Annotated in this window: 11 protein-coding genes; 6 read left to right on the forward strand and 5 right to left on the reverse strand. The window is 46.3% G+C overall.

Annotated features, from left to right (window positions below; all coding sequences use genetic code 11):
* Positions 1-201: 201 nt before the first annotated feature.
* The 5 genes from ZX61_RS07265 to ZX61_RS07285 all read right to left on the reverse strand — a co-directional run bounded on the left by ZX61_RS07265 (position 202) and on the right by ZX61_RS07285 (position 6,159).
* Positions 202-501 (reverse strand): PAAR domain-containing protein, encoded by a 300-nt coding sequence (locus ZX61_RS07265; RefSeq protein WP_049844017.1) that lies wholly within the window; start codon positions 499-501, stop codon positions 202-204.
* Positions 498-1,070: a DUF6931 family protein gene (locus ZX61_RS07270; protein WP_049844018.1), complete on the reverse strand. Its 573-nt coding sequence runs from the start codon at positions 1,068-1,070 to the stop codon at positions 498-500. The genes ZX61_RS07265 and ZX61_RS07270 overlap by 4 nt, the downstream gene beginning before the upstream one ends.
* Positions 1,070-3,052 carry a type VI secretion system Vgr family protein gene (locus ZX61_RS07275; protein ID WP_049844019.1) on the reverse strand — a complete coding sequence of 661 codons (1,983 nt, stop codon included), beginning with the start codon at positions 3,050-3,052 and terminating at the stop codon, positions 1,070-1,072. Before ZX61_RS07275 ends, ZX61_RS07270 begins: the two co-directional genes overlap by 1 nt.
* Positions 3,053-3,309: 257 nt before the next feature.
* Positions 3,310-5,097, reverse strand: a complete 1,788-nt coding sequence (locus ZX61_RS07280; RefSeq protein ID WP_049844020.1) for a M28 family metallopeptidase — start codon at positions 5,095-5,097, stop codon at positions 3,310-3,312.
* 264 nt (positions 5,098-5,361) lie between these two features.
* Positions 5,362-6,159 carry a hypothetical protein gene (locus ZX61_RS07285; RefSeq protein ID WP_049844021.1) on the reverse strand — a complete coding sequence of 266 codons (798 nt, stop codon included), beginning with the start codon at positions 6,157-6,159 and terminating at the stop codon, positions 5,362-5,364.
* 270 nt (positions 6,160-6,429) lie between these two features.
* On the opposite strand from ZX61_RS07285, the gene ZX61_RS07290 reads away from it, so the two are divergent.
* The 6 genes from ZX61_RS07290 to ZX61_RS07315 all read left to right on the forward strand — a co-directional run bounded on the left by ZX61_RS07290 (position 6,430) and on the right by ZX61_RS07315 (position 15,080).
* Positions 6,430-7,125 (forward strand): GntR family transcriptional regulator, encoded by a 696-nt coding sequence (locus tag ZX61_RS07290; RefSeq protein WP_049844022.1) that lies wholly within the window; start codon positions 6,430-6,432, stop codon positions 7,123-7,125.
* A 29-nt stretch (positions 7,126-7,154) separates the two neighbouring features.
* Positions 7,155-8,051 (forward strand): methylisocitrate lyase, encoded by an 897-nt coding sequence (gene prpB / locus ZX61_RS07295; protein WP_049844023.1) that lies wholly within the window; start codon positions 7,155-7,157, stop codon positions 8,049-8,051.
* A gap of 111 nt (positions 8,052-8,162) precedes the next feature.
* Positions 8,163-9,305: a bifunctional 2-methylcitrate synthase/citrate synthase gene (prpC, locus tag ZX61_RS07300; RefSeq protein WP_049844024.1), complete on the forward strand. Its 1,143-nt coding sequence runs from the start codon at positions 8,163-8,165 to the stop codon at positions 9,303-9,305.
* Positions 9,306-9,364: 59 nt separating this feature from the next.
* Positions 9,365-11,956: a Fe/S-dependent 2-methylisocitrate dehydratase AcnD gene (gene acnD, locus ZX61_RS07305; RefSeq protein WP_049844113.1), complete on the forward strand. Its 2,592-nt coding sequence runs from the start codon at positions 9,365-9,367 to the stop codon at positions 11,954-11,956.
* Between the two features lie 9 nt (positions 11,957-11,965).
* Complete coding sequence (gene prpF, locus ZX61_RS07310) at positions 11,966-13,147, forward strand: 2-methylaconitate cis-trans isomerase PrpF (protein ID WP_049844025.1); 1,182 nt, start codon at positions 11,966-11,968, stop codon at positions 13,145-13,147.
* Positions 13,148-13,202: 55 nt separating this feature from the next.
* Positions 13,203-15,080 carry a propionyl-CoA synthetase gene (locus ZX61_RS07315; RefSeq protein ID WP_049844026.1) on the forward strand — a complete coding sequence of 626 codons (1,878 nt, stop codon included), beginning with the start codon at positions 13,203-13,205 and terminating at the stop codon, positions 15,078-15,080.
* The last annotated feature ends 116 nt before the right edge of the window (positions 15,081-15,196 follow it).

Below are 15,196 nucleotides of genomic sequence, written 5' to 3' on the forward strand. Positions count from 1 at the left end.
TATATAATTATTGTAATTTAGTAAACGTAAGCAATTGTTAGAATAGTAATTTGTTAGCATTTGCTCACAAAGGATAGTCTAGGCTTATTTTAGAAAAAGGCTCGTCCAAATTTATTATTTACGTAAAATAGTGACCTACATCTAGAAAATTGGCCGGAGCACGTTCATTTTTTATTAAACCCTTGTTCGGGAGGTGGTTTTTTAACCACCTATCATTACGGTGGGCATTCCAAGCACAATAGTGCCACCATGTGCAGTTGTATCTCCCATACGAGCCGCTGGCTTGTTCATAATTAAAACGGTCGCGCTGCCTTTAATGATCGAATCCGGTGGACCAACGCACACGCACATATCTCCCAAAGTAGCTGCTGGCATACTGCCAATGAGCACCGTCGGTACTCCAGGACCTGCTATCGGACCTCCAACATGTGGGATAGGAGGGACTGCAGGGGTTTGCATTGGGCATACGTGCATGTCAGTTAGACGAGCTGCTAAAGTCATTCTGTTCCTCCGTTTCCACCGTTTGCTATGTTAAGTGCATAGTTTACCGATTGAGTATAGTACTGTTCTGAACCGTCCCAGTTTGGTAGCGCGGCAGCATGATTGATAGCCCCTGCGACCGCTTTAGCATACAGAAAAGGGTCGGGTAGTACGGCTGGTAGATCTGGGGCGACAATGCTTCCAGAGCCGTTCCAGAAAACGGATTGAGTCAGCCAAGACGGACCACAGTTTAAGTCAAGTCGATTAGATAGTAGCTCTGCCTTGCGCCTGAGATCTTCTGCTGGGCCTTGCACCCATTGTTGCGCTGTCTGAATACATTGCGATTGTGTCGAGTTCCAAACATCGTTACGCAGTTGAATACACAGGCTTGCCCACCAGATCGCTTCTCGAACTGGTAGAGAGTGTGCAAGAAATTGAACGAGGTCATTGTATAGTTTGTTGTCTTGGAGCGTTTGAATGGTCTCTTCTATAGACAAATCTTCGTTGAGTAACTCTTTGGCTTCTTCAGATGCTGAGAATCTTGGCAGTAGTTGCCCACAGCTCTGATAAGGAATTTTTTTATAAGTCATTAGTTTACCTTGACAATTGCCCCTTTCACTTCGCCCATGACGCCGCCGTTAAATGTTGCTTTAAGCCCAGACTTAAACTCTGCACTTAAAGAGCCTTCTGCAGAAAGGGTGGTATCAGCTTTGATCGCGACACTTAAACCTTTGATTGAATTTGAGCTGGTGGCTTCTAACGCGGTGGTTGTGCCAGAAACTTTGTTGGCTGATGTCGCCTTACTAGTGACATTGGTGCCTTGTAGGTTCAAGCCGCTGCTGGCTTTTATATCAATATTGGTTGCTTCAATAGATATAGAAGAAGATGAAATCGAAATTTTGCTCGAACCCACTTTTATGTCAATGCTATCGTCAGCCTCGATAGTGATGGATTTCGCTTTTTCTGACATCGCTTTGGTCACGGTTAGGCTGTAGTTATCTTCCGTAGAGATAGCCATTTGTTTGGTGACTTTCTGTGTTAGTTCGCCTTTTATCGTTTCAGTATGATTATTTTCTATCTCTTGGGTAATGTCTTTTGCCGCGTGCAGATAGATCAGTTCATTATCTTTTTTATCATCGAAGTACAGCTCATTAGACTGTCCGCTAAGCTTGGTACTAATCCCACTTTTGGTTGAATTGGCTTCTTTATACGGAGGAGCATTCTTACTGTTGTACACACTACCTGTGATGATGGGTTGATCCGGGTCGCCATCGATAAATGAGACCAGAACTTCTTGACCAACTCTAGGGATAAACTGAGCCCCATAACCGCTACCTGCCATCATCTGAGCAACACGAACATAGCAACTGGTTTTATCGCCACTGGCTTCTGTATCCCAATGAAACTGAATTCTTACTCGGCCTTGCTCATCTTGGTTGATCTCTCCAACTGTTGAGCCCGCTACTGTGGCACTCTGTAATCCATGGACTTTTTGTTTGTCTAGTGGCTTTGGATAGTACGAAGTCGACTTAGGAACCGCTTTGACTTCAGTGTCACATATAACATCTTCAGAGTAGTGGGTCTGTATCGAAACAATTGAGTAGTCAGACAGTTGTGATTTATCTAGATGGCTAGAGAGAGTGAACCAGGTAGCGATATCAAACAGGTCATGTCTCGCTGTCGCCACAATGGTCTGGTAGTTCTGTCCCAACTGATCGATGCGACGTTTAGCAAGGTTACTTGCTAGATCGGTTTTATCACCAGAAATGCCCAAAGGTGGGTAGTGAACATTGGTCAGTTTGGTATTGTTTGCTATAGAATGGCTGCTCTTCTGGGCCTTACTGGAGATCAGTTTGGCTTGGCTATAGTCGTATGCGGTTAGCTCGACACTGGCGCCATGAAATGCGACTGCAGGTGACCAAGACTCGAGTAGGGGTAAAGAGCCTGTTGGCGTTTCTACCATATCGAATTTTGCGTTGTCAGCTTTATCGAAAGGCGATTGCGCATCTTGCAGTACGAGAGTGTGCTCTTTATCTGAATGGGTGAAATAGTAATGGATGCCTTCTTCTGCGAGCAAGCGAGAGACAAAGTCAAAATCAGACTCGTTATATTGTAAACAATATTCACGTTTTGTTGTCGGCATCTTGGCTATTTTATAGCAGCCCTTAAAGCCAGCATTGTCGAAAACATCGCTCACAATATCTTTGGTCGATTGGTTCTGATATACGCGGAAAGCGTGGGTATGCTTGAGCAGGTCTAGCCAAGGTTTGAGAGTGACTTGGTACACAACGTATTGTAGGTTGCTATCCATTCCCAAGCTTTCAACTCGAGTGATTATCCCATTGAAAGAACGAGTCAGCGTAGTACTGCCCGAGAGGTTTGAGTAACGGTTAATGGTAAGAAGTTGACCTAATTGACTTTGTGCATCGAAATGACTGGAGACAAGGGTCGCTGAAATAGAGAAAGACTCTGACATAGCTTGAGTCACAGAAAACTGGCTTACCTTGTGTTCTTGCCCTTTACTATCTTTAGCAGAAATAGGGCTCGCCGACGCCGAATATTTTTCAGCCATAGCACTTCCTTTAAAACTGACCAACATGCTTCAAGTAAATGTATTCGAAACAATGAGTTGTGGTGTCTGTTAATAATTCATTAAAAAGTAGCAGGTATTCATTGGTAAATAAATCAAATTCATCCTGATTTATAGGCTCTGGCACGGTGGTAAGAGGTGATGTGTTTAAAATGTGAACGAACACGGTCACTGAATAAGAACAAAGAAGCCGTACGGAGAGTGTACGGCTTGATTTGACTTTATTAGTGGTAATCTGGTTATTCGCGATCTTGATCGAAGTCGCCATGGAAGTGGTCGTGATCAGAAACGCTGTCAGCAGCTTTTAGTTTCTGTCCTACGCGTAGCTTACTACTTGGTGTTTCTTCAACTGCGAATGTTCGAAGCTCAGCCTTAGCTTCAGGCTCTTGTACTGGGAACAACGGCTCGCTAAACGCATAATAGGTTGTAACGTAAGCGAGTGACTGTGTATTGACGTAAAGAGCTTTCTGACTCACGTTGTTTAAATCGTCACAAGCTTGGTGATAACACTTATCATAAGCGACATCGATATCACCACCAAATTGCTCAACCTCTTGCGCAGACTTGACCTTTTCAGCTCCAGTAAATAGGCCACCAAACGCGATGCCCCAGTCTGCGAACCCTGCATAATCTGAGCGCTTAGACAGAGCCTGAGGGACAGTGGACTCTGACTTCTCAGTAAAGAACTGATTGAAAACTGATTCGATATGCGATGTGCCATATGGCGGTTTGAAGTCACCAGTATAGGCGTTATCAGGACTGTCCTTGGTATCTGATAGGTCGCCATCCATTACACCAAAGATGTAGTTTGGTGAGCCAATCATGTCAAAGTTCAAATAGAGCTTAACTTTGTTCAGTTTGTAGTAACGCGCATCAACAAGATCGAGCTGTTCTGGAGTCAGCTGACTTGGGTCTTCAAGCCCAAGCTCCTTAAGAATCTCCTGCTCGGCTTGAGCTCGTAAAGGTGCAAACAAATCGTTGGTGTAGTACTCAGAACCGACAAGCCCAGCTTCTTCAGCCGCCCACCATGCAAATCGTACTTTGTTTTTAACTGGGGCGTCTAAGTCTGCCAGAGTAACCGCGTATTCCAGTAGGCCAGCAGTACCCGAACCATTGTCATTGATCCCAGGACCTTCTGGTACTGAGTCAAGGTGAGCACCTAGCATAACAACTTCATTTTCATTACCACCTTTGGTCTCAGCGATAATATTTTGGGTTAAGACGACGTCATCTTGAACATTAATGGCAAGCGTGACAGGTACTGAAGTGGTTTGGCTTAAATCATGCCATTGTTTGCCCAACGCGTAGCGAGCACCAAATGCAGGAATGTGCGCCGTACTATCACTGCCAAGCGTGCCGTTTACGACGCTTGTACGACCTTCACCATTGCCTTGGTTGAAGACGATAACCCCCTTGGCACCTGCGTTTTGAGCATTGACCACTTTAGTATTGAAGCTACACCCTCCACGTTGGATGATGGCGACTTTGTTGGTGATATCTTTGCCAGTGAAATCTGACGATTCACATCCATCGGTACTGTCATAATCTGGGGCGTCGAATCGAAAATCTGGCGTTATGAACACGGCTTCAGCGGTTATTGAACCGTTCGAATTGCCTGAGTAAGACATTACTGCAAAGTCAGGCTCGACACCTTCACTGGCGTTACGTACGCCGATGAGATCCAGACCATTGACGTTTAGTTTCGTTCCCGCAAGCTCTTCCCATGCGCGAAAATCAAATTCTTGTATCGAGACATCGTAATTGTGCTCGCGCATGGTGTCGACGATGTAATTGAGAGACTGTGCATAGCCTTCAGTACCTGCCGCGCGAGTAACCGAAGCGCCATCCGTTGTCTTAGAGGCTCTTGCTTCTAGCTCCTCAAGATGTTCGACGACTTCTTCTCGATCGATTTTGCTGCTGACGTATTTTGCCGCTTTTTCGGGATCATCCCAGTAACACCCGGTTAGTAGCGTTGAACTAATAACAGTGGCGAGCATAGTTTTTGTTGTTGTGATGCTTACTTGCATTTGTGACTCCTTGTATTAAATAAGCGAATACATAGTTGCCGAAATGCAAGGTTAAAAAAATGTTAATTTTAATTGGATTTATAAAATATGAAGGTAGGTCAAATTAGTTTCGTCTATTAAAAATATCAGTTACATATGTAATCGATATGCATTCACACATTCAACATAAACAATGACTTATTTGAGTAGTGCCGGATAAATAGCACTGTCCCAATTGCTGACCAGACCCACTGGCAGTTGAACTAAGGTTTGGGTGATAAAGACTTATCGACTGTCAACAACCAGTAATTTGGCGCTGCGATAAGCAAACTTCATACTTTCTACTTCGTTGGGGCGGCTGATCAATTGGTCAACAGAGGGAAGGACAACAAAGAAGATCAGAGGCTCGGAATGCATATATCGCCAATTGTGAGCGTCCGTGTCTTTTTTATATGCCTTCAAATTTATGGTGAGTACAACGCTTTCGGGGGGTAACTGACTTCCTTTAAAATGCCCAAGTTCGTGAACAGCCCCCCATAGCGATTCTAATGGACGTTCGTGGGTACTTTTAAGAAAGAGCTCGAGTTGCAGGGTACCTTCGTCGTTTCGTTCAATTGCGCTTAACCGCTGAGCAGTACGTACACCTTTCTCAAAAGGAAGGTAACCAAGCCCATTGTCAACAACCTGATTCGATTGCGGGCATAGTTGAATAGAGTCAACTGGCTGTTGGCTTGCGTACAGTTCACACGTGAATTGCTTTATGATCAGTTCTAACCCTTGGTGAAACTCCTCACCTTTCAAGTCTTCTACAGAGACAGAGTGGTTATTAATAGCTTCAGCAAAGACTTTGTCGACAGATTGATTAACCCGAGCCCCATCTTCAACAAGCACGAAGTCATTGTGTTTTACTGCGGACTTTAAGACATTATCCGTTTCTATCACGGCGATATCGCCGCCAGAGTATGTACTGTTTCTGAGCAACGGGTAGTATGGTTCGCGTTCATCAGCAAAGAAGAGCGAGCATCCTGCAATATTAGCGGTAATCAATCCTGCAAGGATCGAATTAGCAGTTATAGAGCGCATTAAGCCTCTTATTTTAGAAGATTCCTTTCTGTATCTAAGATATTAATCTCATACTTGGGTTAAGTCATTGCTGTAAATGAAATTGTGCTGTTCTACATCACATATCACTTTTGTTGATGGACTTGATCTCACCGCTTTAGACCCACTTCATCTACTACCTTGGTCTAAATTGTCGACAATTTTCTTGATTGTCGACAATGTTATAGTCTATTTTAAATGCATAAGATGAAATTGTAGACAAGTTGGTGCTATAGGGCGAGTGTATTGACAATGAATATCGAATTTAAAACTCGACAAAAAGAAGGCGTTTCTGAAAAAGAAAACACCAAATCAGAGAGCTTAACTGAATCCTTGGTTGAGGCTATTGTGAGTGGTGATATTGCACCAGGCAGCAAGATATCTGAGCCAGAGTTAGCTAAGAAGTATCAGGTAAGTAGGGGGCCTCTGCGTGAAGCGATAATGCGAGTTGAAGGATTAGGCCTAATCGAGCGTATCCCTCACGTCGGTGCCAGAGTGATTACTTTCTCACCTGAAAAGCTAATAGAGCTATACGCAGTTAGAGAGGCGCTAGAAGGTATGGCTGCTCGACTTGCAGCTAGGCATATCACTGCAGAAGAGATTGTAGGATTAGAAGCTGTATTGTCGACACATTCAAATCATATTGATGAAGTCGAGGGTGCTTCGTATTTCCATCAGCACGGTGACTTCGACTTTCACTATCGCATTATTCTCGCTAGCCGCAACAGTAAGCTTATTTCATTGCTGTGTGATGAGCTTTACCACTTGTTGAGAATGTATCGCTACCAATCACCTAGAGCTCAGTCGCGACCCGTTGAAGCGCTCGATGAGCACAAATATATCTTACAAGCTATCAAGAATAGAGACGAAGAGTTAGCCGAGATGCTGATGAGGCGCCATATCTCGGGTAGCCGAACATTAATCGAACAACAAATCCTTAGGGACTAAAGCCCAAAAACGGACTAGAGGAAAGAGCAATGAGTTTATCTCAAGGAGCTAAATTTAGACTTGCCGTTGAGCAAAACGATCCACTGCAAATAGTAGGGGCCATTAATCCATACTGCGCCATGATGGCGAAAAATCTCGGGCATCAAGCGATCTACTTATCAGGTGGCGGTATCGCTAATGCCTCTTATGGCTTACCCGATTTGGGGATTACCACACTTAATGACGTTTTAGTCGATGTCGAGCGAATCACCAATGCGTGTGACTTACCACTGCTGGTTGATATCGATACGGGGTTTGGTGGTGCATTTAATATCGCGCGAACCATCAAGGCAATGGAGAAAGCGGGTGCGGGCGCGGTACACATGGAAGATCAGGTAGCGCAGAAACGTTGTGGCCATCGCCCAAATAAAGCCATTGTTAGCCAACAAGAGATGGTCGATCGCGTTAAGGCCGCAGTGGATGCGCGTAACGATGACAACTTTGTGGTGATGGCTCGTACGGATGCTCTGGCTGTTGAAGGGATCGATAGTGCTATCGAACGTGCGATTGCTTGCGTTGAAGCAGGTGCTGACATGATTTTCCCAGAAGCAATGAACAAACTAGAGCAGTATGTTCAGTTCTCTGAAGCTCTAGAGAGTGCTACTGGTAAGCATGTGCCGATACTGGCGAACATTACTGAGTTTGGTCAGACGCCACTGTACGGCTGTGAAGAGCTTGCTAAGTCCAAAGTTGACATGGTGCTGTACCCACTAAGTGCGTTTCGTGCAATGAACAAAGCAGCAGAGATGGTGTACAAGCATCTGTTAGAAGTGGGTAACCAAGAAGCGCTGACGGATTCGATGCAAACTCGCAAAGAGCTCTATGCGCACCTCAAATATCATGATTATGAAGACAAGCTTGATCAGCTGTTTTCAGAAGGAAAATAGGATCAAACGGAAGCCCAAGGAAACCGATTCGGAATCAATCCAATAACGTGAAATTGTTTGGTAAATAACGCTCCGATTAGAGAGCAATATCAAACAGAAAAGGAGTTCAAAATGCCTCTATCATCGAAAAAGAATGAAGAGTTAGGTGGCGCAGGTCTACGCGGCCAAAGCGCTGGTAGCACAGCTTTGTGTACTGTCGGTAAAACGGGGACAGGTCTGACATATCGTGGTTACGATATTACTGACTTGGCGAATAATGCTCAATTTGAAGAAGTTGCCCACTTGCTGTTACGTGGTCACTTGCCCAATCAAAAAGAGTTAGACGAATACAAGACGCGTCTGATTAGTTTGCGAGGTCTACCGAGTGAGCTTAAGCAAGCGTTAGAGCTTGTTCCTGCCTCGGCGCACCCAATGGATGTGATGCGAACGGGTTGCTCGGTATTGGGTAATCTAGAGCAAGAGATGAGCTTTGATGAGCAACTAGATGCGACAGAAAGAATGCTCGCTCTATTTCCGGCCATCATTTGTTATTGGTACCGCTTTAGCCATGATGGCGTGCGCATCGATACAGACGATCAATCCGAAACCTGTATTGGTGGCTACTTTCTAAAAATGCTCACCGACAAAGCGCCAACTGAGATTCACAAGCAGGTCATGCACTGTTCGCTCATTCTATACGCAGAGCACGAGTTCAATGCGTCTACCTTTGCAGCACGCGTATGTGCTTCGACGCTTTCCGATCTTCACTCTTGTATTACTGCAGCGATCGGTACGCTTCGTGGCCCTTTACATGGTGGTGCAAACGAAGCTGCGATGGAGATGATTCAAGACTGGCAGACACCAGATGAAGCGGAAGCAAACATCATGCAGATGCTAGCGAACAAAGACAAAATTATGGGCTTTGGTCACGCTATCTACCGTGAAAGTGATCCTCGTAATGCGTTGATTAAGCGTTGGTCAAAAGAGCTTTCAGATGCGGTAGGAGATACCCATTTGTACTCGGTTTCTGAGCGCGTTGAAGCGGTGATGAAGCGAGAGAAAGGCTTGTTCTGTAACGCGGACTTTTTCCATGCCTCTGCTTATCACTTCATGGATATTCCAACCAAGTTGTTTACGCCGATCTTTGTCATGAGTCGCCTAACAGGTTGGGCTGCGCACGTTTACGAGCAACGAGCCAATAACCGAATCATTCGACCAAGTGCAGATTACACAGGCCCTGATCATCAAGATTGGGTTCCAATCGAAAAACGATAGCACTGTCGACTTTGCTCCCTTCGATTAGGGAGCAAACATCTACCTCAATGGAAGCAGATATGAGCATGAATACCCTATACAGAAAATCGCTTCCGGGAAGCCATCTTGATTATTTTGATGCCCGAGAAGCCGTAAATACACTATCCCCTGGTGCCTACGAAAAACTCCCGTATACCTCACGCGTTCTGGCTGAGCAGTTAGTTCGACGTTGTGACCCTAATACTCTGACTCAAAGTCTAGAGCAAATTATCGAGCGAAAGCGCGACTTAGATTTTCCTTGGTATCCTGCTCGAGTGGTGTGTCATGACATTCTAGGTCAGACGGCGTTGGTTGACCTTGCAGGCCTTAGAGATGCGATTGCCCAACAAGGTGGCGATCCTGCCAAAGTCAACCCTGTGGTAGAAACCCAACTGATTGTTGACCATTCTCTCGCTGTTGAACACGCGGGCTTTGACCCAGACGCATTCGATAAAAATAGGGCGATTGAAGAGCGCAGAAATGAAGACCGTTTTCATTTTATTGAGTGGTGTAAAACCGCGTTTGAGAATGTCAGCGTTATTCCTGCTGGTAATGGCATCATGCACCAAATCAACTTGGAGAAAATGTCTCCTGTTGTTCAGGCTAAGCAAGGTATCGCTTATCCGGATACCTGTGTCGGTACGGATAGTCACACGCCGCATGTCGATGCGCTTGGGGTGATTGCGATTGGTGTTGGCGGGCTTGAAGCGGAGACAGTCATGCTTGGCCGTCCTTCCATGATGAGACTTCCAGATATCGTCGGTGTCAAGCTTACTGGTAAGCGCCAACCTGGCATTACCGCAACAGATATTGTCTTGGCGATTACTGAATTTTTGCGTAACGATAGAGTCGTTTCATCCTATCTTGAATTCTTTGGGGAAGGAGCAAAAGACTTAACTATTGGCGATCGTGCAACCATTTCCAACATGACGCCAGAGTACGGCGCTACGGCTGGGATGTTCTACATCGATGAGCAGACCATCAACTACCTAAAACTGACGGGTCGAGATGAGCAGCAAGTCGAGCTTGTTGAAAACTATGCCAAACAAACGGGTCTGTGGGCTGATGATCTTGAAACCGCTGAGTACGAGCGAGTATTAGAGTTCGATTTGTCCAAGGTTTCTCGCAACATGGCAGGGCCATCAAACCCACATAGACGTTTGCCAACCTCAGAGCTTGCACAGCGCGGTATTGCAAAAGAGAGTGAGGCTGAGAGTAGTGAGGGGCAATTACCCGATGGGGCAGTCATTATTGCGGCGATTACTTCATGTACCAATACAAGTAACCCGCGCAATGTGGTCGCGGCTGGCCTTGTTGCCAAGAAGGCCAATGAGCTTGGACTCGTACGTAAACCTTGGGTGAAATCTTCTTTTGCCCCGGGCTCAAAGGTCGCCAAGTTATACCTTGAAGATGCTGGTCTTTTACCTGAACTCGAAAAGCTAGGCTTTGGAATTGTCGCTTATGCCTGTACTACTTGTAATGGTATGAGTGGCGCGCTTGATCCAGAGATTCAGCAAGAGATCATCGACCGCGACGTTTATACAACGGCAGTGCTATCAGGTAACCGAAATTTTGATGGTCGAATCCACCCTTATGCTAAGCAAGCATTCTTGGCATCACCGCCACTGGTGGTTGCTTATGCCCTTGCTGGAACCATGCGTTTTGATATTGAACGCGATTCGTTGGGTAAAGATAAACAAGGCAATCCTATTTATCTCAATGACTTATGGCCGATTGATGAAGAGATCGATGCGGTTGTTGGCAAGCATGTTAAGCCCGAGCAGTTTAATCAGGTCTACATTCAGATGTTTAAACTCGACGAAGGTGAGCGCAATAGTAATCCTCTTTACGACTGGCGACCAAAAAGTACCTACATTCGCCGTCCACCATATTGGGAAGGGGCGCTAGCAGGTAAAAGAACGCTATCCGCGATGAGACCTTTAGCCGTACTAGGCGATAACATCACGACTGATCACTTGTCTCCATCTAACGCGATACTTGCGAGCAGTGCGGCGGGTGAGTACCTCGCTTCTATGGATGTACCTGAAGAAGACTTTAACTCATACGCTACTCACCGTGGCGATCACTTGACGGCACAGAGAGCGACATTTGCTAACCCTAAGCTGTTCAATGAAATGGTTAAAGAGAACGGTGAGGTGGTACAAGGCTCACTCGCAAGGGTTGAGCCAGAGGGTAAAGTTGCTCGAATGTGGGAAGCGATTGAAACCTACATGAATCGTAAGCAGCCGTTAATCATCGTTGCGGGTGCGGATTATGGTCAAGGCTCCTCTCGAGATTGGGCAGCGAAAGGGGTTCGTTTGGCTGGGGTTGAAGCGATTGCTGCCGAAGGTTTTGAGCGTATTCACCGAACCAACCTAGTCGGAATGGGCGTTTTGCCACTTCAATTTAAATCTGGCACAAGCCGAAAAACGTTACAGCTCGATGGCAGTGAACTTTATGACGTGATTGGCGATATCAAGCCTGGCGCAGATCTAGCGCTGGTCGTCACTCGTGCTAATGGCGAAAAGTTCGATGTTCCTGTGACTTGTCGTTTGGACACCGCCGATGAGGTCAGTGTTTATAATGCTGGCGGCGTTTTACAACGTTTTGCACAAGACTTTTTATCCCAATAGGTGGCCGCTATGACAGTATCTAGCCAAATGAAAGTACCAGCCACCTATATGCGCGGTGGGACGAGTAAAGGGGTATTCTTCAGTCTAGAAGATTTGCCAAAACAAGCTCAAACTCCCGGAGAGGCGAGAGATAAATTGCTGCTAAGAGTGATTGGTAGTCCTGATCCTTATGCCAAGCAAATCGATGGTATGGGCGGTGCCACGTCGAGTACCAGCAAAACCGTGATTGTATCGAAAAGTGATAAGCCAGATCACGATGTCGACTATCTATTCGGGCAAGTATCGATTGGTAAACCTTTTGTCGATTGGAGTGGCAACTGTGGCAATCTATCTGCCGCTGTTGGTCCCTTTGCCATTCATGCTGGTTTGGTCGATGAAGATCGTATCCCAACCAATGGTACGGTTACCGTCAAAGTGTGGCAGGCGAATATCAGCAAAACCATCGTAGTTCATGTGCCAATAGTGGAAGGGCAAGTTCAGGAAACAGGCGACTTTGAACTCGATGGGGTGACGTTTCCAGCTGCTGAAATTCAAGTCGACTTCATGCACCCCGCAGACGGCGAAGGCAGCATGTTTCCTACTGGGAATGTGACCGATGAGCTAGAGGTTCCTGATGTTGGCACGTTTGAAGTAACGATGATCAATGCGGGTATCCCGACGATTTTCCTTGACGCTGAAGCTCTCAGATATCAAGGGACGGAACTTCAAGAAGATATCAATAACGATGAAGCTGCATTACAACGCTTTGAAACGATTAGAGCTTATGGTGCGTTGAAGATGGGTTTGATTGATTCTTTACAAGAGGCTGAAGCTCGTCAGCACACGCCAAAAATCGCCATAGTTGCGAACCCGAAAAGTTATCTTTCTTCTAGTGGCAAACCAGTCGAAGCCGGTGAGGTGGATGTATTAGTTCGCGCTTTGTCGATGGGTAAATTGCACCACGCCATGATGGGAACCGCAGCAGTAGCGATTGCATCGGCTTCCTGTGTGCCCGGCACTATAGTCAACCGTGCTGCTGGTGGCGGAGAAATGGAATCAGTCACTTTTGGTCACCCGTCGGGAACGCTGAAAGTAGGAGCGGCCGCCACGCTAGATGAACAAGGTTGGGTCGTTGAAAAAGCTGTAATGAGCCGCAGTGCTCGAATCATCATGGAGGGATTTGTGCGCGTACCCTCCGATATCTTTGCGTAATTAGCACCGGTTAATTACCAGAAAAGCAATGTCAGGACATACTGGAGGAAGCACTATGTCTGCATATCAAAAAGAGTATCAATGGGCGCTGTCAGAACCTGAGTCGTTTTGGGCGGAACAAGCGAAAAATATTGACTGGTTTAAACAGCCACAAACTATTCTAGCCAAGGATGAAAATGGCATAGAGCGCTGGTTCCCCGATGGAATGCTTAATACCTCTTGGTTAGCACTAGATTATCACTGCGAACAAGGACGTGGCGATAACACCGCATTGATCTACGATTCACCAGTGACTGGTACTAAGCGAAAATATACTTATACCGAGCTTCGTGATCAGGTTGCGAAAACAGCGGGTATGCTCGCAGCACAGGGCGTTGAAAAGGGTGACAGAGTGGTTATCTATATGCCCATGATTCCTGAGGCAGCAATGGCAATGCTTGCCTGTGCGCGACTAGGCGCGATTCATTCCGTTGTGTTTGGCGGCTTTGCGGCTAACGAGCTAGCGGTTCGACTTGAAGATGCTGAACCTAAATTGGTGATGACAGCTTCTTGTGGTATTGAAGTTAATAAAGTTATTCCGTACAAGCCATTGGTCGATAAAGCGATTATGGACAGTCGATGGAAGCCTGAAACAGTGGTTGTTCTGCAAAGAAGCCAGTGTGAAGCTCAGTTGCAGCCTAAGCGAGATGTGGATTGGGCGACTGCACTTGAAGGCTCTCTACCTCACGCTTGTGTACCAGTATTGGCGACTGACCCGCTCTACATTCTTTATACCTCAGGGACGACTGGTAAGCCTAAAGGTGTAGTACGCGATAATGGTGGGCATGCTGTTGCGATGAAGTACTCAATGAGCGCCATTTATAATGTTCCACAAGATGGTGTTTACTGGGCAGCTTCTGATGTGGGCTGGGTCGTAGGCCATTCTTACATTGTCTATGCGCCGCTGATTCATGGCTGTACAACAGTACTATTTGAAGGCAAGCCAGTACGGACTCCGGATCCGGGCGCATTCTGGCGAGTGTGTGAAGAGTACAAAGTCGAAGTACTGTTCTCCGCGCCAACCGCTTTCCGCGCAATTAAGAAAGAAGACCCTGAAGGTGAGTGCCTCAAGCAATACGATTTATCAAACCTTAAAACCATCTTTATGGCGGGTGAGCGCCTAGACCCTCCGACATTAGAGTGGGTAGAAAGCAAAACTGACAAACCAGTAGTCGATCACTGGTGGCAAACGGAAACAGGTTGGGCGATTGCCGGTAACCCTACCGGAATTGAGCTGATGCCAGTGAAAGCAGGTTCAGCGACTAAACCAATCCCAGGTTATCAGGTTGAGATCCTTAATGAGCTTGGTGAGCCAGTAGAAGCCAATCAACAGGGCTTTGTCGCTTTGAAACGTCCACTGCCACCAAGCTGTCTGCCTACGGTATGGCGTAACCACGACCGCTTCGAGTCTGGATATCTGAGTCAGTTCCCGGGTTATTACGTATCGGGTGATGGTGGTTATCTCGATGAAGAGGGCTACCTATTCATTATGGGGCGTATCGATGACGTGATTAACGTTGCGGGTCACCGTCTATCAACCGGTGAGATGGAAGAGATCGTAGGCGGCCACCCAGCCATTGCGGAATGCGCGGTTGTTGGTGTTCATGACGATTTGAAAGGGCAGTTGCCACTTGGTTTAGTGGTACTTAAAGACGGCGTAAAGGTCGACGACGTCCAGCTTGAAGGTGAGCTGGTGGGTAAGGTACGCGATGAAATCGGTGCAGTCGCTTGCTTTAAGCATGCGCTCGTTGTGGAGCGTTTGCCAAAGACGCGATCCGGTAAGATTTTGCGCCGTACCATCCGTCAGATAGCCGATGGCGAGCAGTACACAGTGCCTTCGACGATCGATGACCCAACGAGCCTTGAAGAGATCGAAAAGGCACTGCATTCCTAATCCTGTTTTGGATACTTCATCTGATAGTAAAATTAAGCCCCGAACTAAAGGGGCTTTTTTATTGAAAAAATTTTGTTAAACCGCCAAACTGTTACTTTATTCGTAACGCAAAAATA

This window comes from Vibrio sp. VPAP30 (assembly GCF_001188205.1).
In the GTDB taxonomy this organism is placed as follows: Bacteria; Pseudomonadota; Gammaproteobacteria; order Enterobacterales; family Vibrionaceae; genus Vibrio; species Vibrio bivalvicida.